Source organism: Limimaricola hongkongensis DSM 17492, from assembly GCF_000600975.2.
In the GTDB taxonomy this organism is placed as follows: Bacteria; Pseudomonadota; Alphaproteobacteria; order Rhodobacterales; family Rhodobacteraceae; genus Limimaricola; species Limimaricola hongkongensis.
Map to the genome: position 1 here is coordinate 512,811 of NZ_KK088649.1, position 18,886 is coordinate 531,696.

The 18,886-nt window shown below is 68.6% G+C and carries 19 protein-coding genes, 1 tRNA gene and 1 riboswitch; of the genes, 10 read left to right on the forward strand and 10 right to left on the reverse strand.

The features are described 5' to 3' along the window. Nucleotides 1–7: 7 nt before the first annotated feature. The 3 genes from LOKHON_RS04500 to LOKHON_RS04510 all read right to left on the reverse strand — a co-directional run bounded on the left by LOKHON_RS04500 (nt 8) and on the right by LOKHON_RS04510 (nt 2,401). Nucleotides 8–943, reverse strand: a complete 936-nt coding sequence (locus tag LOKHON_RS04500; protein ID WP_017927591.1) for a threonine-phosphate decarboxylase — start codon at nt 941–943, stop codon at nt 8–10. After that, nucleotides 940–1,323, reverse strand: coding sequence for a DUF1636 family protein (locus tag LOKHON_RS04505; protein ID WP_017927590.1), 384 nt, complete (start codon nt 1,321–1,323; stop codon nt 940–942). The genes LOKHON_RS04500 and LOKHON_RS04505 overlap by 4 nt, the downstream gene beginning before the upstream one ends. 79 nt (nt 1,324–1,402) lie before the next feature. Further along, nucleotides 1,403–2,401 carry a glutathione S-transferase family protein gene (locus LOKHON_RS04510; RefSeq protein WP_033315444.1) on the reverse strand — a complete coding sequence of 333 codons (999 nt, stop codon included), beginning with the start codon at nt 2,399–2,401 and terminating at the stop codon, nt 1,403–1,405. 108 nt (nt 2,402–2,509) lie between these two features. Between LOKHON_RS04510 and LOKHON_RS16045 the strand changes: the two genes are divergently transcribed. The 3 genes from LOKHON_RS16045 to LOKHON_RS04520 all read left to right on the forward strand — a co-directional run bounded on the left by LOKHON_RS16045 (nt 2,510) and on the right by LOKHON_RS04520 (nt 5,540). Then, a complete protein-coding gene (locus LOKHON_RS16045; RefSeq protein WP_162561753.1) occupies nt 2,510–2,686 on the forward strand; it encodes a hypothetical protein in 177 nt (58 codons plus the stop codon). Between the two features lie 187 nt (nt 2,687–2,873). Then, entirely contained in the window at nt 2,874–3,719 is an 846-nt protein-coding gene (locus LOKHON_RS04515) for a DUF481 domain-containing protein (protein ID WP_017927588.1), read from the forward strand. Nucleotides 3,720–3,875: 156 nt separating this feature from the next. Continuing rightward, nucleotides 3,876–5,540, forward strand: coding sequence for a peptidoglycan-binding domain-containing protein (locus LOKHON_RS04520; RefSeq protein WP_017927587.1), 1,665 nt, complete (start codon nt 3,876–3,878; stop codon nt 5,538–5,540). Between the two features lie 148 nt (nt 5,541–5,688). On the opposite strand, the gene ykgO is transcribed toward LOKHON_RS04520, so the two are convergent. Both ykgO and LOKHON_RS04530 read right to left on the reverse strand, forming a co-directional pair. Continuing rightward, nucleotides 5,689–5,814: a type B 50S ribosomal protein L36 gene (gene ykgO, locus LOKHON_RS04525; protein ID WP_008884645.1), complete on the reverse strand. Its 126-nt coding sequence runs from the start codon at nt 5,812–5,814 to the stop codon at nt 5,689–5,691. 82 nt (nt 5,815–5,896) lie between these two features. After that, a tRNA-Val gene (locus tag LOKHON_RS04530) sits at nt 5,897–5,971 on the reverse strand. Nucleotides 5,972–6,116: 145 nt separating this feature from the next. Between LOKHON_RS04530 and LOKHON_RS04535 the strand changes: the two genes are divergently transcribed. Next, nucleotides 6,117–6,980, forward strand: a complete 864-nt coding sequence (locus LOKHON_RS04535; RefSeq protein WP_017927586.1) for an N-formylglutamate amidohydrolase — start codon at nt 6,117–6,119, stop codon at nt 6,978–6,980. A gap of 71 nt (nt 6,981–7,051) precedes the next feature. Beyond that, nucleotides 7,052–7,927 (forward strand): lytic transglycosylase domain-containing protein, encoded by an 876-nt coding sequence (locus LOKHON_RS04540; RefSeq protein WP_017927585.1) that lies wholly within the window; start codon nt 7,052–7,054, stop codon nt 7,925–7,927. On the opposite strand, the gene LOKHON_RS04545 is transcribed toward LOKHON_RS04540, so the two are convergent. Both LOKHON_RS04545 and LOKHON_RS04550 read right to left on the reverse strand, forming a co-directional pair. Then, complete coding sequence (locus tag LOKHON_RS04545; protein ID WP_017927584.1) at nt 7,924–9,177, reverse strand: DNA polymerase IV; 1,254 nt, start codon at nt 9,175–9,177, stop codon at nt 7,924–7,926. The genes LOKHON_RS04540 and LOKHON_RS04545 overlap by 4 nt on opposite strands. A gap of 87 nt (nt 9,178–9,264) precedes the next feature. Next, a complete protein-coding gene (locus tag LOKHON_RS04550) occupies nt 9,265–10,029 on the reverse strand; it encodes an HpcH/HpaI aldolase family protein (RefSeq protein ID WP_017927583.1) in 765 nt (254 codons plus the stop codon). A gap of 190 nt (nt 10,030–10,219) precedes the next feature. Next, nucleotides 10,220–10,311, forward strand: a riboswitch (glycine riboswitch). A gap of 119 nt (nt 10,312–10,430) precedes the next feature. On the opposite strand from LOKHON_RS04550, the gene LOKHON_RS04555 reads away from it, so the two are divergent. After that, nucleotides 10,431–11,675 (forward strand): D-amino acid dehydrogenase, encoded by a 1,245-nt coding sequence (locus LOKHON_RS04555; protein ID WP_033315443.1) that lies wholly within the window; start codon nt 10,431–10,433, stop codon nt 11,673–11,675. An 83-nt stretch (nt 11,676–11,758) separates the two neighbouring features. Here the strand turns inward: LOKHON_RS04555 and LOKHON_RS04560 are convergent, their stop codons facing one another. Both LOKHON_RS04560 and pyrF read right to left on the reverse strand, forming a co-directional pair. Further along, nucleotides 11,759–11,971 carry a hypothetical protein gene (locus LOKHON_RS04560; protein ID WP_017927581.1) on the reverse strand — a complete coding sequence of 71 codons (213 nt, stop codon included), beginning with the start codon at nt 11,969–11,971 and terminating at the stop codon, nt 11,759–11,761. A gap of 131 nt (nt 11,972–12,102) precedes the next feature. Next, the gene (gene pyrF / locus LOKHON_RS04565) at nt 12,103–12,813 is read right to left on the reverse strand and encodes an orotidine-5'-phosphate decarboxylase (RefSeq protein ID WP_017927580.1); all 711 of its coding nucleotides are present in this window, start codon (nt 12,811–12,813) and stop codon (nt 12,103–12,105) included. A gap of 154 nt (nt 12,814–12,967) precedes the next feature. Between pyrF and LOKHON_RS16050 the strand changes: the two genes are divergently transcribed. Further along, a complete protein-coding gene (locus LOKHON_RS16050; protein WP_017927579.1) occupies nt 12,968–13,381 on the forward strand; it encodes a hypothetical protein in 414 nt (137 codons plus the stop codon). Nucleotides 13,382–13,556: 175 nt separating this feature from the next. After that, nucleotides 13,557–16,172 (forward strand): ATP-dependent chaperone ClpB, encoded by a 2,616-nt coding sequence (gene clpB / locus LOKHON_RS04575; RefSeq protein ID WP_017927578.1) that lies wholly within the window; start codon nt 13,557–13,559, stop codon nt 16,170–16,172. 73 nt (nt 16,173–16,245) lie between these two features. Here the strand turns inward: clpB and LOKHON_RS04580 are convergent, their stop codons facing one another. Then, the gene (locus LOKHON_RS04580; RefSeq protein ID WP_017927577.1) at nt 16,246–16,728 is read right to left on the reverse strand and encodes a fasciclin domain-containing protein; all 483 of its coding nucleotides are present in this window, start codon (nt 16,726–16,728) and stop codon (nt 16,246–16,248) included. Nucleotides 16,729–17,048: 320 nt separating this feature from the next. Here LOKHON_RS04580 and msrP point away from each other — a divergent pair, with 320 nt between their 5' ends. Further along, nucleotides 17,049–17,948, forward strand: coding sequence for a protein-methionine-sulfoxide reductase catalytic subunit MsrP (gene msrP, locus LOKHON_RS04585; protein ID WP_017927576.1), 900 nt, complete (start codon nt 17,049–17,051; stop codon nt 17,946–17,948). Beyond that, complete coding sequence (msrQ, locus tag LOKHON_RS04590) at nt 17,948–18,577, forward strand: protein-methionine-sulfoxide reductase heme-binding subunit MsrQ (RefSeq protein WP_017927575.1); 630 nt, start codon at nt 17,948–17,950, stop codon at nt 18,575–18,577. Before msrP ends, msrQ begins: the two co-directional genes overlap by 1 nt. Nucleotides 18,578–18,886: the final 309 nt, after the last annotated feature.

An 18,886-nucleotide genomic window follows, 5' to 3' on the forward strand; every position in this document is an offset into this window, starting at 1 on the left:
CAGAGGCTCACAGCGCCGCCTCGATCTGCCCCCAGCGGTCGGGCGCGGGCAGGCCGAGCCGCAGATGCGTGGCCGACCACGGGAAGACGCGGCTCCAGACGCCGCCCTGCGCCAGGCGGTCCTGCCACGCGGCGGCGTCGTCGACTTCGTAGAGACGGAACAGGTCGGTGCCGCCCGAGACGGTCGCGCCCTTGGCCGTCATCAGAGTGTCGAGCCGCGCCGCGTCGGATTTCAGCCGCTCGCGCGTGGTCCGGGCCCAGCCGTGATCCTCGAGCGCCCGCGCGCCGATGGCGAGCGCGGGGCCCGAAACCGGCCATGGCCCGAGGCTTTCGGCCAGCGCCTCGATCAATGCGGGTTCCGCGATGGCGAAGCCCAGGCGCAGACCGGCAAGACCCCAGAACTTGCCAAAGCTTTTCAGCACCACCGTGCCGGGACGGCCCGCGAGCGCGATGAGCGAGGCATCGGGCCGGATGTCGCAGAAGCTTTCGTCGATCACCGCGAATCCGGCGGTGATCTCGGAGGCCTGCCAGATCCGGCCATCGGGGTTGTTGGGATGCACCGCCACCTGCGCCTTGGCCGAGCGGGTGGAGATCTTCCAGCCCGCGGCGGCAAAGGCGGCCTCGTGCTCGTTGTAGGTCGGCCCCGGAATCCGCACCGCGCCGGTCGGGGCAAGGCGAGGCAGCCGGGCGATCAGCGCCGAGGCGCCGGGGGCGGCGAGGATCGCGGCGCCTTCGGGCACCCGCCAGAACCGCCGCGCGGCGGCGATCAGCCGGGCCTGGGCGCCCGCATCCGGCAGCGCGGTCCAGGCGTCGAAGGGCAGGGTGCCGACCGGGTAGGGCACGGGGTTGATGCCGGTCGACAGGTCGAGCCAGCCGTCGCGCGTGCCACCATGGCGCGCGATCGCGGCGTCGAGCCCGCCGCCATGGTCGCGCGCGCCCGTCATTCGGCGTCGGGCAGCGGCGGGTGGCGGGTCACGAAGTGCCCTTTCACGGCCTGCGGCCATGTCCGGTAGGGCACCTGGCCCGTCGCGCTCTCGCCGTGCAGCACCGCCCAGTCGACGATGCCGCGCGCCGTTTCCTCCGAAACCTCGAACCGGCCCAGCGTGTAGTTCAGCTTGCCCGCCGCCTGCACGGCGACGTTGCAGCCCTGCTGGCAGCCCATCAGGCAGGAAACGCGGCGGGTGCGCACCGGCATGTCCTTGGCCGCCGCCTCGACCAGCGCGGCGAGACGTTCGCCGTCGGTCGCGCCGGAGGCGGCGTCCCAGCCCTCGCGCTTGCAGGTGTCGCAGATGGTGATCCAGGTGGTGGGGCTTTGTGTGCTCATGGCGCCGGTTCAAACCGAAAACCGCCCCGTCCACAAGCGGGACGGGGCGGTTTCGAAGCGTCGGCGCGGCGCGGTGCCGTCAGGCGGCGTCGCGTTGCCCGATTCCTTCGCGCCCATGCGGGGCCATCAGGTCGAGATCCGGCCCGATCGGCACGATGCGGTGCGGGTTAATCGTCTCGTGGCTGTAGTGGTAGTGATGGGTGATGTGGTCGAAATGTACCGTCGGCGCCACGCCCGGCCATTGGTACAGCTCGCGCGTGTAATTCCAGAGGTTCGGATATTCGACCAGCTTGGCGCGGTTGCACTTGAAGTGGCCGTGATAGACCGCGTCGAAACGGATCAACGTGGTAAAAAGCCGCCAGTCGGCCTCGGTGATCTCGTCGCCCATCAGGTAGCGCTTTTCGGACAGCCGCGCCTCGAGCCAGTCGAGGCTGTCGAACAGCTCGCCCACCGCCTCGTCATAGGCGTCTTGCGTGGTCGCGAAGCCCGCCTTGTACACGCCGTTGTTGACGCTGTGATAGACCCGCTCGTTGACCTCCTCGATGTCACTCCGCAGCGGCTCGGGCCAGTAATCGTCGCGGTTGCCGGTGAGGTCGTCGAAGGCCGAGTTCAGCATGCGGATGATCTCGGCGCTCTCGTTCGAGACGATGGTGCCGCGCTCGGTATCCCACAGCACCGGCACCGTGACGCGGCCCGAGATCTGAGGGTCGGCCTTGGTGTAGATGTCGCGCAGGAAGGGCAGGTCGAACAGGCGATCGCCCGTGGCGCCGTCGAAATCGGCGCGGAACTCCCAGCCCTCGGACAGCATCTCGGGGTGCACGACGCTGACGCCGATATGCGCCTCGAGGCCCTTCAGCGCGCGAAAGATCAGGGCACGATGCGCCCAGGGGCAGGCATAGGAGACATAGAGGTGGTAGCGGCCCGACTGCGCCGGAAACCCGCCTTCGCCGGAGGGGCCCGGCGCCCCGTCGGGAGTGATCCAGTTGCGGAACGCCGTGGTGGAGCGTTCGAATTTCCCGCCGGTCGACTTGGTGTCGTACCAGACATCCTGCCATTCGCCGTTGTGCAAGCGTCCCATCATCGGCTCCTCGGTTGTATCGGTTCCCCTCCTATCTAGGTCAGGACCGCCGCCGCGGGCAGGCCGCTGCGCGAACAGGAGTTGTGCGGTTCCCGCGCGGAACGGAGCATGGCGATCGGGGCGCGGCCAGACGCATTGAAAGGGGCGAACGGCACCGGACGCATCGGCTCAGGAGTTGTGCGGCCGGGCGCGGCCACGGCTTGCGGTATAGTTTGTGTTGCTTTTTTGACGCAGTTCTTTTTTGGCGTGGATATCGCCGCGTTCCCCTACGTCAATTTCGTTTGACGCCCCGTCCGACGGGCTCATATCTCGGAACGAAGAGGGCGAAGCGCGGTCCTGTTGCAAAAATGTCCCTCCTTTCAGCCATCGCTTGCGCTGGGGGACCGGATTTGAAAGGCCCGCGTTCAGCGACCATGGAACCCGCAACGGACCCCGGTGAACGGCCGGACTCTGGACCCGAAAGGACAATGAAATGACCGCCACTTACAAACTCCTGATGGCCTCCACCATCCTCGGCCTGCTTGGCACCTCGGCCATCGCGCAGACCTTCGACGCCGCCGAGGGCCGCGTCTTCGGCACCGAGAACCGTCTCGACGACAACCTCGAGGATCTCGACGAGGACATCGAAGACGATTTCGAAGTCGAAGACCCGACCTTCGGCAACGAAGGCCGTGAGCTGGGCTTCACCGGCTCGATCTCGGCCCGCGGCACCGCGACCGACGGCAACACCGACGTCGCCACCATCGGTCTTGGCGCGCGCTTCGGCTTCTTCGACGGCATCAACGGCCACGAGATGCGCCTGAGCTATTCCTATGCCGAGGAAGATGGCGACGAGCTGACCAACAACCTGCTCGCCGGCTACGACTATACCCGCGACTTCTCGGACACCTTCTACGGCTTCGCGACCGCCGTGCTCGCCTATGACGAGTTCGACAGCTTCGAAACCGATGCCTTCGTCGGCGTCGGCGTCGGCTACCGCGTGTTCGACACCGCCGACGTGCAGTGGACCGTGCAGGCGGGCCCGGGCTACCGTTACCTCGAAGCCGACAGCGGCGAAGAGATCGACGAAGCCGCGCTTTCGGTGTCGTCGAACTACTACAACCGCATCAACGAGGACATGTTCATCACGAACGACACCGACGTCCTCGCTTCGGATCGCGACACCTATGTCACCAACGATTTCGGCGTGACCGTCTCGATGAGCAACGCGCTGGCGCTGCGCACCAACCTGTTCACCGAGTACCGCACCGACCCGGAGCCCGGCTTCGACGACACCGACAACACCCTCGGCGTGTCGGTCGTCTACTCCTTCAACTGATCTTTCTCGATCGGTTGCATTCCGAGAGGGGAGGTGGGGCAACCCACCTCCCCTTTTTCGTGCGCGGGGGCCCGGCCGCGCAACGTGACGAAGTTGCTATTTGATGACGGCGGCCGACCGGGCCAATCTGGCCGCGACACAGGACGGAGGATCTGCATGCGCCATTTGTTGACGAGCACCGCTCTCTTCTTCTGGGCCGGCGCGGCGCTGGCGCAGGACGCGGCGCTGCTCCTGGGCACCGAGCGCTACGAGACGCTGGGCCGGCTGTCGCGCGGCACCGAGATCCTCGATGCGGCGGACGGGTTGCGGGAGCTGGGGTTCGAGGTGTTCTCCCTGCCCAATGGCCGGGCCGGGACCACCGCCGAAACCGCGCGCGGCTGGCTCGAACGGGTGCCGGAGGCGAACCGGCTGGTGGTGGCGCTGTCGGGGCGGTTCGCGACCGACGGGGCGCGCAGCTGGTTTCTGACCGCCGAGGCCGAGGGGCCGGGGCTTTTGACGCCGGGTGCCGCGGCGCTGCCGGTCGAGGGGGTGCTCAGGGCGCTGGCCGAGGCGCCGGGCCGGTCGCTGCTCTTGATCGCGGTGGAGCCGGACGGATCGGACAGCTTCGATCCTTGGGTCGGAGAGGGGCTCGGTGCGCTCGAGATCCCGCAGGGCGTCACGGTGCTGACCGGCAGCCCGCGCGCGGTGGCGCGTTTCATGGAAGGGCCCCTGGCCGAACCGCGCGGCGATCTCTCGCGCGCGATCCGCGAGGCCGACGGGCTGGAGGCGCAGGGCTACCTGCCGCGCGCGCGCGTGTTCATGCCCGACCGGGTCGAGACGCCGGAGGCGCCGGACGCCCCGGAGGAAGCCTCTGCCGCCGAGGCGGCGCTGTGGCGCGGCACCGTCGCGCTCGGCACGGTCGAGGCCTATCGCGATTATCTCGGGCGGTATCCGCGCGGCGTGCACGCCGACGAGGCCGAAACCGCCATCGCCGAAATCATCGCCGAACCCGACCGCGAGCAGCGGTTGGCCGAGGAGGCGCTCGATCTCGACCGCGAGCAGCGCCGGGATATCCAGCGCAGCCTGAGCCTGCTGGATTTCAACACCCGCGGCATCGACGGCATCTTCGGCCCCGGCACGCGGCAGGCGATCACCAACTGGCAGCAGCAGAACGGCTTTTCGCAGACCTCATATCTTACGCCCGAGCAGATCAGCCGGATCGACGCGCAGGCCGCGCGCCGCGCCGCCGAGCTGGAGGCCGAGGCTGAGCGCCAGCGGCAGCAGGCGGCGCGGGCCGACCGCTCCTTCTGGGAGGAAACCGGGTCGCGCGGCGACGAGCCGGGGCTTCGGGCCTATCTCGACCGCTATCCCGACGGGTTGTTCGCCGAGACCGCCGCCGACCGGCTGGCGTTGATCGAGGACGAAAAGCGCCGCGCCGCGCAGGCCGAGGACCGCGCCGCATGGGACCGCGCGCGCGAGGCCGACACGATCGAGGCGTATCGCGATTACCGCCGGGCCTTTGCCCAGGGCAGCTTCGGCGAAGAGGCCGAGGCGCGAATCGCCGCGCTCCGGCAGGAGGCGGCGCAAAGCGAGACGCGCGCACAGGCCGAGCAGGTCGAGCGCGACCTGGGGCTCAACGCGCTGACCGCGCGGCTGGTCGAGCAGCGGCTTGATGCGCAGGGGCTGGAACCCGGCGAGGTGGATGGCGAATTCGACAAGCAGACCCGTCGCGCGATTCGCCGCTACCAGCGCGACCGCGAGCTGGAGGCGTCGGGCTTTCTCGACGAGGCGACCGTGGTGCGGCTGCTGGCCGATTCGGTCAGCGACATCGTCGATCCCTGAGCGTCCCGCCCCCGCCCGCGGAGGGCGGGGGCATCGCCTAGAGGGGCGGGAACATCGCACCAGGCGGGGCCGGGCAAACGGAAAGGGCCGCCTCCTTTCGGAGACGGCCCCTGATCCGTGGATCCACCGATGGGGTGGAAAGCCGGCTTCAGCCCTGGCGGGCCTTGAAGCGGCGCTGCGTCTTGTTGATGACGTAGACGCGGCCCTTGCGGCGCACGACGCGGCAATCGCGATGGCGCTGCTTGAGCGAACGAAGCGAGTTGGCGACCTTCATGGTGCTCTCTCCTTGTCGCGGCGCGGCGATTGCGCCGTGGTTGCAAGATTCGGCCCCCAAAATTGGGGGCCGGTGAAATCCGTGGTGGGCGGTACAAGGTTCGAACTTGTGACCCCTTCGATGTCAACGAAGTGCTCTACCGCTGAGCTAACCGCCCTTTGCCGTTCAACGCCCCGTGTCCCTTTCAGGCTCACCGTTCGTCGTCGGGTGAGCGGTGCTATACGGGGAACGGCGGAGGGGTTCAAGGGGTTTTGGACGAAGAAGTTTCCAAGCTATCCTTTCCGTAGAGACGCCCGGAGTTCATGCGCATGGCCGCCTTCGACCTGACCCGACCGGCGGCGCGCACGAGCTGCGTCGTCTTCGCCTCGCCCCATTCGGGCCGCGACTATCCCGAAACGCTTCTGGCGCGCACGCGGCTTGGTTCGCGGCAGATCCGATCCTCCGAGGATGCCTTCGTCGACCGGCTGTTCGCGGCGGCGCCCGAGCATGGCGCGCCGCTCATCGCGGCGCGGGTGCCGCGCGCCTGGATCGACCTCAACCGCGCCGCCGACGAGCTCGATCCCGCGTTGATCGAAGGGGTGACGCGGCGCAGCCACAACCCGCGCGTGGCCAGCGGGCTGGGGGTGATTCCGCGCGTCGTGGCGGGCGGACGGGCGATCTATACCGGCAAGATCGATCTGGCGGAGGCGCGCGAGCGTCTCGCCACCGGCTGGGCGCCCTATCACGCCGCTTTGGACGCGCTTCTGGCCGAAAGCCACGCGCAGTTCGGCGAATCGATTCTCATCGATTGCCACTCTATGCCGCACGAGGCGATCGACCTGGCGGGCGGGCCGGGCGGGCAGAGGCCGCAGGTGGTGCTGGGCGACCGTTACGGCGCGGCGGCGGCGCCGCGCATCGTGGCGCGGATCGAGGCCGCCTTTGCCGATGCCGGCTTCAAGGTGGCGCGCAACACGCCCTTTGCCGGGGCCTATGTCACGCAGGCCTATGGTCGTCCGGCGCGGCGCCAGCACGCCGTGCAGATCGAGATCGACCGCGCGCTCTACATGGATGAGGCGCGAATCGCGCCGCATGCGGGGTTCGAGCCGTTCCGGGCGCGGCTCGCGGCGGTGATCGCCGAGATCGCGGCCATCGGGCGGCCCGAGATCGAACGGCTCGCCGCCGAATAGCCGCGCGGATGCCGTGCCCGCCGCGCAGAGTTGATTTCCTCCGCCCCGCGGTTTCGATCAGACTGGTCGGCATGTCCCGTATCGCGCTTTGCCTGTCGCTCGTTTTCACCTTCGCCGCGCCGCCCGCCATGGCCGAACCCGCCTCCGAGCGGCGCTGCGTGCCCGGCGGGCCCTGCATCGCGCTCGACAGCTACATCCCCGATGTCTGCGCCGCGATCGAAACGCTGGCCCTGCGCCACGCGCTCGACGTGGGGTTCTTCGCGCGGCTGGTCTGGCGCGAAAGCCTGTTCGATGCGGGCGCGGTCAGCCCGGCGGGCGCGCTCGGCATCGCGCAGTTCATGCCCGGCACCGCCAAGCTGCGCGGGCTGGCCGATCCGTTCGACCCGGCGCAGGCGCTGGCGGCCTCGGCCAGCTATCTGGCCGAGTTGGCCGAGCGCTATGGCTCGCTCGGGCTGGCCGCCGTGGCCTATAACGCGGGCGAGGCGCGGGCCGAGAAATTCCTCGCGGGCAATGACTGGCTGCCCGGCGAGACCGAGGCCTATGTGCAGGCGATCACCGGGCGCGCGGCACTGGAATGGCGCGACCGCCCGCCGGAAAAGATCGACCTGGCGCTGGCGGCGGGGCGGCCCTTTCAGGAGGCCTGCACCGAACAGGCGGCGGGACGCAGCATTTCCCAGTTCCGGGTGACGGCGCCGGTGCTGCCATGGGGCGTGATTCTCGCTTCCGCGCCCGGACGCGGCGCGGTGGAGCGGCGGCTGGCGCAGATTCGCAGGCAGGTCGGCGGGGTGATCGGCGCCGAGCAGGTGGCCTTCACCCGGTCGCGGCTGCCCGGCCAGCCCGCGCGCCGTCACGTCGCCCAGATCGGCCGCGACAGCCGCACGGGGGCCGAGGCGCTGTGCCGGCGCCTGCGGGCCGCCGGGGCGGCCTGCATGGTGCTCAAGAACTAGCGCAGGGCCCGGCCCTTGAGAATCGCGTCGGCGCCGAATCGCTGCCGGATCGCGTCGGCGGCGCGTTCGGCGCGTTCGCGCGCCGCGCGGTTCGGATCGAGCAGGTCGGCCTCGGACGGTGCCGTCGCCGCCGCCGACAGGTCCGACAGCCCGACCCCCAAGAGCCTGTAGGCGCCGCTTTCGCCGCGCGCGTCGAACAGCCCGCGCGCGGTGCGATAGAGCGTGTCCGCGGTCTGGGTCGGCGCGCGCAAGGAGACGCGGCGCGTCAGCAAGGTGTGGTCGGCGCGCTTGAGCTTGAGCGTCACGACCCGACCGACGAGGTCCTTCGCCTTGGCGCGCGAGGACACCTTTTCGGCCATGCGCCAGATATGGCCGTCGAGAATCTCGGGGTCGCGTGTGTCTGCGTCGAAGGTGGTCTCGTTCGAGATGCCCTTGACCGGCTCATGCGCGGTGACGCGGCGGCGGTCCTCGCCGCGCGCGAGGTACCAGATCCGTTCGCCGAGGCCGCCGAAACGGCGGATCAGGTCGTCGCGCTCCCAGCGCAGAACGTCCTCGAATGTGCGAATGCCGACCGCGTCGAGCGCCGCCTGCGCCTGCGGCCCGACGCCCCAGATCAGCCCGATCGGCTTGGGGCGCAGAAGATCCACGGTCTCGGCGCGGCCGATCACCGAAAAGCCACGCGGCTTGTCGAAATCGCTGGCCATCTTGGCGAGGAACTTGTTGTGCGACAGCCCGATCGAGCCGGTGAGTCCGAGCTCCTCCTGCATCCGGCGCGTCAGCCGCGCCAGCATCACCGCGGGTGGCGCGCCGTGCAGCCGTTCGGTGCCGGTGAGGTCGAGAAACGCCTCGTCGAGCGAGAGCGGCTCGATCGCGGGGGTCATCTCCTCCATCATCGCGCGGATCGCGCGGCTCGCTTCGGTGTAGGCCTCGAAGCGCGGCTTCACCACCACCGCGTCGGGGCAGAGCCTGAGCGCCTGAAACATCGGCATGGCCGATTTCACGCCGCGGATGCGGGCGAGGTAGCAGGCGGTGGACACCACGCCGCGCCGCCCGCCGCCGACGATCACCGGCTTGTCCACCAGATCGGGGTTGTCGCGTTTTTCGACGCTGGCGAAGAAGGCGTCGCAATCCATGTGCGCGATCGACAGCGTCAGCAGCTCGGGGTGGGAGGTGATGCGCGGGGACCGGCAGGCGGGGCAGCGTTTCCCGGCCTCGAAGACGTGACAGCAGGCGCGGCAAAGGGAGGGCATGGCAGCAGTTTACAGCCGCCTTCGGGGCGGGGAAAGCTTTGACGGCGCGACAGCGGCGCCGGTCGCCGCGACGCCCCGGCGGGCGCGCTAGCGGAACCGGCCCAACAGGTCGCGCGCCGCACCGAGCATCAGCCCCGCATCGATGCCGACGGCGGTGAAGCCTGTGCCGCGCGCGATGCAGGCCCGCGCGAAGTCCGAATCGAGCGACAGGATGCCCGACGGCACGTTCATCGCCTTGAGCCGGTCGATGCCGTCCATGATCGCCGCGACGACCTCCGGGTGATCGAGCCGCCCGGGATGGCCGAGGCTGGCCGACAGGTCGGCGGGGCCGAAGAACACGCCATCGACCCCCTCGACGGCCGCGATCTCCTCGAGCCGGTCGAGCGCGGTTTTCGTTTCCACCTGTACCAGCACGCAGGTCTCTTCATGCGCGCGCGCGGCATAGTCGCCGATCCGGCCATAACGGGTGGCCCGGTGCAGCCCGGCGACGCCGCGCATGCCGACCGGCGGGTAGCGGGTGGCGGCGACGGCGGCGCGCGCTTCTTCGGCCGATTGCACGTAAGGGATCAGCAGCGTCTGTGCGCCGAAATCCAGAAGGCGCTTGATGATCACCGGATCGTTCCACGCCGGGCGCACCACGGCCGAGGTGGCGGGTTCGGCGGCCATCGCCTGCAGCGCGGGCAGCACATCCGCGACGTCGGTGGGCGAATGCTCGGTGTCGATCACCACCCAGTCATAGCCCAGCCCCGACAGCGCCTCGGGCACCAATGGCCCCGAGATCATGTTCCACAGCCCGATCTGCTGGCGCCCCTCGCGCAGCGCGGCCTTGAAGCGGTTCTTCGGGGTCTCCACGGCGGTGCTCTCCCTTGATGCGCGGCGGATCGCCGATCCTTTCGGGCCGGGTCGCACCCGAGGATCGGCGCGTTTCCGGGCGCTTGCAAGCATGGCGGCGGACATGTCACGCGATTTGCGAATCTCATGAAAATCATGTGCGGGATGCACTAGCGGAATACGCTCGTATGCCGTATGTTTCCGATAGGAAACGGTCCTGCCGGGAGAGAGCGGGACGGTCCGCCGCCGAAGGAGCAGTCGCGCGCCCCGCGATCTCTCAGGCAAAAGGACCGGCCGGGCCGCATATATTCCGGAGAGAGGCCGACAGGCCCGCCGAAGGGGAAAGTCGCGCATGGCCTGATGTCATGGCGGCGAAGCTCTCAGGCACCAAGGACGGAGGGGGCGCGTTGGAGCAGGCCGAAATGCCGCACTATGCCGTCTTGGGCGCCGGGATCACCGGCATCACCACCGCCTATTCCCTTCTGAAGCGGGGCCACGAGGTCACCGTGTTCGACCGCCAGCGCTATGCCGCGATGGAGACCAGCTTTGCCAATGGCGGGCAGCTTTCGGCCTCGAACGCCGAGGTCTGGAATCGCTGGGCCACCGTCATGAAGGGCATGAAGTGGCTGATGAAGCCCGACGCGCCGCTGTCGGTGAACCCCAAGCCGAGCTGGCACAAGCTGAGCTGGATGGCCGAGTTCCTCGGGCAGATCCGCAATTACGAGGCCAACACCATCGCCACGACGAAAATGGCGATCGCGGCGCGCGCGGGGCTGAAGGAGATGGCCGAGACGGCGGGGATCGATTTCGACTTCTCGCCCGCCTCGATCGTGCATTTCTACCAGACCCAGCAGGATCTGGCGGATGGGCGCCGGGTGAACAAGCTGCTGGCGCAAGGCGGGCTCACCCGCGACGAGCTGTCGCCCGAAGAGGTGCGCGCGCGGGTGCCGCAGCTGACCGGGCCGCTGACGGGTGGTTTCGTCACCACCAGCGATTCGACCGGCGACATCCACAAGTTCACCTATGGCATGGCCGAATGGCTCGCCACGCAGGGCGTGATCTTCCGCATGGGGCACGAGATCACCGATGTCGCGGCGAAGGATGGCGGCGTCACCGTCACCACCGACGCGGCGCACCGCTTTGACGGTGTCGTGGTCTGCGCCGGTGTCGGCTCGCGCGAGATCGCGGCCAAGCTGGGCGACCGGGTCAACATCTATCCCGTGAAGGGCTACTCGATCACCGTGAACCTGCGCGACGCGCAGAGCCGGGCCGCCGCGCCCCATGTCTCGCTGCTCGACGACAAGGCCAAGATCGTCACCTCGCGTCTGGGCGAGGACCGGTTCCGGGTCGCCGGCACGGCCGAGTTCAACGGCTTCAACCGCGATATCCGCGCCGACCGGGTCAAGCCGCTGGTCGACTGGGTCGAGCGGCTGTTTCCCGGCGTGTCGACCGAGCATTGCGTGCCGTGGGCCGGGCTGCGGCCGATGTTGCCCAACATGATGCCCAAGGTGGGACCGGGCCGCGCGCCGGGCGTGTTCTACAACACCGGCCATGGCCATCTTGGCTGGACCCTGTCGGCGGCGACCGCCGAGGCGCTGGGCGAAGCGGTGGGCGAAGGCCCCGTGCGCCGCGACCTGAGTGCGGCGGTGGTGGCGCAGGCGGCCTGAGCCGCCCGCCCGAGACGCGAAAGGCCCGCCGATTGGCGGGCCTTTTTCGTCGTGCGGCTTTCGTGAAGCGATGAGCGCTGCGCTCAGAGATGCGACCAGAGCGACGCGCCGCTGTCGGACATGCGCATGGCGTGGCGGGTGAGCCCGGCGCGCACATGGCCCGAATCCATGTCGATCGGCCCGGCCACCTGGCAGGGGTAGCGGTAGGTGGTGCCGTTGCGGTCCACGTCCACGCGCGCCTCGAAGGCCCCGATCTGGGCGTTGTAGCGCACGTCGCCGAGTCTGATGGTCTGCATTCGAAGAGTCTCCGCTGCTCGCTTTTTCTGGATCGTCAACCGCCAATGCGCGATTTCGGTTCCCTGTGGCCGCGAAGACTCTGCGATTCATTTGTCGTGGCGATTGAATCCCTTAGGGGTGGGGGTGGCGCTCAGGCCGCGCCCATGTCCTGTATGATGGCCTGCGCCGCGGCGCGGGGGTTGTCCGCCTGCCAGACGGGGCGGCCCACCACGACGTGATCCGCGCCCGCCGCGATCGCCTGCGCCGGGGTCATCACCCGCTTCTGGTCGCCAAGTGCTGCGCCGTCGGGCCGCACGCCCGGCGTCACGATCAGCTTGCCCGCCGCCTGCGGCAGCGCCCGGATCATCGCCGCCTCCCGCGGGCTGGCGATGACGCCGTCGGCCCCGGCCTCGAGCGCGCGGGCCGCCCGCTCCACCACCATCTCGGCCAGGTCGCCCGCGCGCATCATCCCCTCGTCGAGATCGGCGCGGTCGAGCGAGGTCAGGACCGTCACGGCGAGGATCTTGGTCGATTTGGCCCCGGCGCCCTCGCGCGCGGCGCGCACGACATGCGGGTCGCCATGCACGGTCAGGAAATCGAGATCGAACTGCGCCAGCCCGCGCACCGCCGCCTCGACCGTGGCGCCGATGTCGAACAGCTTCATGTCGAGAAAGATGCGCTTGCCGCGTTCGTCCTTGAGCTCGCGCGCGAGCGCGAGGCCGCCGCCGGTGAGCATCCCGAGCCCGATCTTGTAGAACGACACCGCGTCGCCGAGCTGATCGGCAAGCTGGAGCCCCGACAGCGCGTCGGGACGGTCGATGGCGACGATCAAGCGGTCGTCGGCGGGGGCGATGGCGGTCATGGCGGCGCTCTCCGGGGATTTGGGGCTGGGATCGGGCGCTTTTGACGCGGGCGGGGCGCGCGCGTCAAGCGCGGGCAGGCGGGAACGCCCCGGGCGGGGCGGCGTTGCGATGGTGAACGGGTCGCCCTGCGGCGGCCAAGCCAAGGAGAGACACATGGCCGACAAGCCCCGCAGTTCACGCCGCGCCCTGATCTACGTGATGATCCCGATGGGCTTCATCCTGCTCGTCATCCTGCTCGTGCTGGGCGGCTGGTTCCGCGCCGAGGAGGCCGAGGATTTCGACACCGCGCCGCTCGAGGTGCCAGGCCAGGCCCCGGCGGACACCGGCGAGACCGGCGATGCCGAGCTCGACGACGCGGTGATCGACGACGCCGCCACCGATGCGGCCGAGCCGCAGACCCCCGACGTCGAAGTCCGCCCGAACGTCGCCGACAGCGACGCCGACACCGCCGGTGAGCTCGAAGCCGAGCCGAACACCGAAGCCGACATCGATGTCTCGCCCGCGGCGGAAGACGCGCCCGAGCCCGAGATCCTTCTCGATCCCGAGGACGAGGCCGAAGCCCGGTAACGGGCGCATCGCCTTGACAGGCGGGCCGCCGGGGCCGATCCGGCGGCCCGTTTCGCATGTCCCGGCACTTGCGCGCTGTCACCGCGTCACCCATCTCTTTGGACAGAGGTCCGAACCGGGGCGCGCCGCCAGAGCGGGCGTCTTTCCATCGGGCGCTTTGACCAAGGAGAGACAGATGAACCTCGAAAAGTTCACCGAACGCTCGCGCGGCTTCATCCAGGCCGCGCAGACCATCGCCATGCGCGAAAGCCACCAGCGCCTTGCGCCCGAACATGTGCTCAAGGCGCTCATGGATGACGAGCAGGGGCTGGCCGCGAACCTGATCACCAATTCGGGGGGCGACGCCGCCCGCGTGCGCGAGGCGGTCGATGCCGCCGTGACCAGGCTGCCCAAGGTGTCGGGCGATGCGGGCCAGACCTATCTCGACCAGAGCACGGGCCGGGTGCTCGACGAGGCCGAGAAGATCGCGAAAAAGGCGGGCGACAGCTTCGTGCCCGCCGAGCGCATCCTGATGGCGCTCGCCATGGTGAAATCGAAAGCCAAGGAGGCGCTCGACGCGGGCAAGGTCTCGGCCCAGTCGCTCAACGCCGCGATCAACGCCGTGCGCAAGGGCCGCACCGCCGACAGCGCCAACGCCGAAGAAGGCTATGACGCGCTCAAGAAATACGCGCGCGATCTGACCGAGGCCGCCGAGCAGGGCCGCATCGACCCGATCATTGGCCGCGACGAGGAAATCCGCCGCGCCATGCAGGTGCTGTCGCGCCGCACCAAGAACAATCCCGTCCTGATCGGCGAGCCGGGCACCGGCAAGACCGCGATCGCCGAAGGGCTGGCGCTGCGCATCATCGATGGCGACGTGCCGGAAAGCTTGCGCAACAAGCGGCTGATGTCGCTCGACATGGGCGCGCTGATCGCGGGCGCGAAGTATCGCGGCGAATTCGAGGAGCGGCTGAAGGCGGTGCTCAAGGAGATCGAGGCCGCGGCGGGCGAAATCATTCTCTTCATCGACGAGATGCACACGCTGGTCGGCGCGGGCAAGGCCGATGGCGCGATGGATGCCGCCAACCTGATCAAGCCCGCGCTCGCGCGCGGCGAGCTGCACTGCGTCGGCGCCACCACGCTCGACGAGTACCGCAAATATGTCGAGAAGGACGCGGCGCTCGCCCGGCGGTTCCAGCCGCTGATGGTCGAGGAGCCGACCGAGGAGGACACGATCTCGATCCTGCGCGGCATCCGCGAGAAATACGAGCTGCATCACGGCGTGCGGATCTCGGACTCGGCCCTCGTGGCGGCGGCGCAGCTGTCGCATCGCTACATCACCGACCGCTTCCTGCCCGACAAGGCGATCGACCTCGTGGACGAGGCGGCGAGCCGGCTGCGCATGGAGGTCGACAGCAAGCCCGAGGAGCTCGACGCGCTCGACCGCGCGATCCTGCAGATGCAGATCGAGGCCGAGGCGCTCAGGCGCGAGGATGACGCGGCCTCCAAGGAGCGTCTGGCCAAGATCGAGGAAGAGCTCGGCGCGATGACCGAGAAGGCCGACGCGATGACCGCCAAGTGGCAGGCCGAACGCGACCGGCTCGAAGGGTCGCGCACCCTCAAGGAGCGGCTCGACCGGGCCCGCGCCGAGCTCGACATCGCCAAGCGCGAGGGCAATCTCGCCCGCGCGGGCGAGCTCAGCTACGGCGTGATCCCGCAGCTCGAACGCGATCTGAAATCGGCCGAGGAGTCTGACGATCCGTTGATGGTCGAGGAAGCCGTGCGCCCCGAGCAGATCGCCGAGGTGGTCGAACGCTGGACCGGCATCCCGACCTCGAAGATGCTCGAAGGCGAACGCGAGAAGCTTCTGCGCATGGAGGACGAGCTGGGCCGCCGCGTGATCGGCCAGCGTCCGGCGGTGCAGGCGGTGTCGAACGCGGTGCGCCGGGCACGGGCGGGGCTCAATGACGAACACCGCCCACTGGGTTCGTTCCTGTTCCTCGGGCCGACCGGGGTGGGCAAGACCGAGCTGACCAAGGCGGTGGCCGAGTATCTCTTCGACGACGACCAGGCGATGGTGCGCATCGACATGTCGGAGTTCATGGAAAAGCACGCGGTGGCCCGGCTGATCGGCGCGCCGCCGGGCTATGTCGGCTATGACGAGGGCGGCGTGTTGACCGAAGCCGTGCGGCGCAGGCCGTATCAGGTGATCCTGTTCGACGAGGTCGAGAAGGCGCACCCGGACGTCTTCAACGTGCTGTTGCAGGTGCTCGATGACGGGGTGCTGACCGACGGCCAGGGCCGCCGCGTCGATTTCAAGCAGACGCTGATCGTGCTGACCTCGAACCTGGGCGCGCAGGCGCTGAGCCAGCTGCCCGACGGGGCCGATGCCAGCGGCGCCAGGCGCGACGTGATGGAGGCGGTCAGGGCGCATTTCCGGCCCGAATTCCTGAACCGGCTCGACGAGACGATCATCTTCGACCGGCTGGGCCGCGAGGACATGTCGGGCATCGTCGAGATCCAGCTGGCCCGGCTCGAAAAGCGTCTGGCGAATCGCAACATCACGCTGTCGCTCGACGACGCGGCGAAGGCGTGGCTGGCCGATGAGGGCTACGATCCCGTCTTCGGGGCGCGGCCGCTCAAGCGGGTGATCCAGCGGGCGCTGCAGGACCAGCTCGCGGAGATGATCCTCGCGGGCGATATTCGCGACGGCGAGGAGCTTTGCATCAGCGCCGGGGCCGACGGGCTGATCGTCGGCGACCGGGTGTCTGGCACGCGGCGCCCCAAGCCCGAAGGGGCCGTGCTGCATTGATGACGCGCCGGCGCGCATGAAAAAGGCCCCGGCGGAGCGATCCGCCGGGGCCTTCCTGCAGCAGCGCCTGCGCTTACATCGACGGCATCATCACGCTGTCGATCACGTGGATCACGCCATTCGACGCCTCGATATCCGGGGTGACGACGGTGGCGTCGCCGATCATGACGCTGTCGCCCACCGAAACCTCGGCCTCGGCGCCGTTGACGGTGGCGACCATCTGCCCATCCGAAAGATCCGAAGACATCACCGCGCCTTCGACCACGTGGTAGGTCAGGATTTCGGTCAGCTTGTCGGTATCGGCCAGCAGCGAGTCGAGCGTGCCCTCGGGCAGCGCGTCGAAGGCGGCGTCGGTCGGGGCAAAGACGGTCAGCGGGCCTTCGCCCTGCAGCGTCTCGACCAGGCCGGCGGCTTCGGCGGCGCTCAGCAGGGTCGAGAAATCGCCGGCTTCCTGTGCCGTGGCGACGATGTCCTTGGCTTCCATGTGGCTTTCGGCCAAGGCGGGGGCGGCAAGGGCGGCGACAGCGGTCATCGAAAGAAGAGTGGTGCGAAGCATAGGGAACTCCCATGTCTGGGCCGATGATGGGCCCTCGTGGCGAGACCGGAAACGAATCTCGGAAAGCCGACAAGGGCTTTCGATACGCAAACTCCACGCCGCCCCGATGGTTCGATCGGGGATTGCCGCCGATGCTGCACGTGGTCGCATGGAAACCCCGTGTTTCGCGCTAAGCCCGCGGCACCGCGCGTCTCAACTCACGTTATGTTCATCGAGATCGGCGGTCGGAGCGGCGATTCAACATCATCGTGACGCCGCGAAACATGTCCTGCGTCTAGAACGTGTCTACGTCGAACCGCGCGCAGACCAAGGAGATCCCGATGGCGTATCGCTGGACCAACGATTTGACCCGAGCCGACGTGACGCCGCGCGGCCTGTTTCTCAACCGCCGCCAGATCATGGCCGGTGCAGGTGCGCTGGGCCTCGGTGCCCTTGCCGGACGGGCCGCCGCGCAAGAGGCGCTGGAGCCCAACAGCTTCGAGGAAATCACCACCTACAACAACTTCTACGAATTCGGCACCGGCAAGGCCGACCCGGCCAAGAACGCGGCCGCGCTCGACACCGATGACTGGCAGGTGACGGTGGACGGGCTGGTCGACAATCCCGGAACGTTCCCGCTGGCCGAGCTTCTGGACGGTCTCGCGGTCGAGGAGCGCATCTACCGGCTGCGCTGCGTCGAAGCCTGGTCGATGGTGGTGCCGTGGCAGGGGATCGAGCTCAAGGACATCCTCGATCGCGCCGGCGTCCAGCCCAATGCCCGCTACGTCGCCTTCGAGACGGCGGTGCAGCCCGAGAACATGCCCGGCGTGCGGCGCGGCGTGCTTGACTTTCCCTATGTGGAGGGGCTGCGCCTCGACGAGGCGATGCATCCGCTCACCATCATGGCGACCGGGCTCTACGACAAGCCGATGCCCAAGCAGAACGGCGCGCCGATCCGGCTGGTGGTGCCGTGGAAATACGGCTTCAAATCGATCAAGTCGATCGTGCGAATCTCGCTCGTGGAGGAGCCGCCGGTCACGACATGGAACGCGCTCGCGCCCGCCGAATACGGGTTTTACGCCAATGTGAACCCAACCGTGGACCATCCGCGCTGGAGCCAGGCGACGGAACGGCGCATCGGCGGCGGGCTGTTCTCGTCGCGCCAGGACACGCTGATGTACAACGGCTATGACGAGGTCGCCTCGCTTTACGAGGACATGGACCTGAAGGCGCAGTTCTGATGGCCAGGCCGCTCACAGCCGCCCAGAAAATCAACGGCGTGCTGCGCCGCGTGCCCGCCTGGCCGCTCTATGCGCTGGGCGCGGCCTGGGCGGCGTTCCTGTTCTGGCAGGCGCTGACCGGGCGGCTCGGGGTGGAGCCGATCAACGCGCTGGAGCGCGAATATGGCGACACGGCGATCAAGCTGCTGGTGACGGGCCTCGCCGTGACGCCCTTGCTGAAATACACCCGCGTCAGCCTGATGAGGTTCCGCCGCGCGATCGGTCTTTTGACCTTCTTCTTCGTGCTGGCGCATTTCTCGGTCTGGGCGCTTCTGGACGTGCAGAGCTTTGGTCGGGTCTGGGCCGATATCCTGAAGCGGCCCTATGTGACCGTCGGCATGATCGCCTTCGTCGGGCTGATTCCCTTGGCGCTGACCTCGAACAACTGGTCGGTGCGCCGACTGGGCCGCAATTGGCGGCGGTTGCACCAGCTGGTCTACGGCATCGCGATCCTTGGGGCGGTGCATTACATCTGGCTCGCCAAGGGGTTTCAGATCGAACCGCTGGTCTATCTGGGCCTGATCCTCGGGCTGCTCGCGACCCGGATACGCTGGAAGCGCCTCGTGGCGGAGCGCTTCGGCACGGCCTGATGCAGGGCAGGGGGCGCGTGGGACCATGGGTTCAATGCCGTTGTCTGCCGCGGGTTCCGTCGGGGAGGGCAAAAAGTTTGAATTTCGGGCTTGCGGGTCCCGGTGGCTATCCGTAGAAGGCCCCTCACCGGCGGCGCAGAGATGCACCGGCGGGAACGAAATTCCGAAGGGAACGGGGCGGGGCGCCATTGAGTGGCGCTCTGGTTTGGTTTTCTTCACGCTCTTTGACATCGCAGATATCTGAAGAGATATGCGGGCGGCTTCGGTTCATTTCGATGGATCAACGTCTGTATGTCGCGCCGGTAGGGG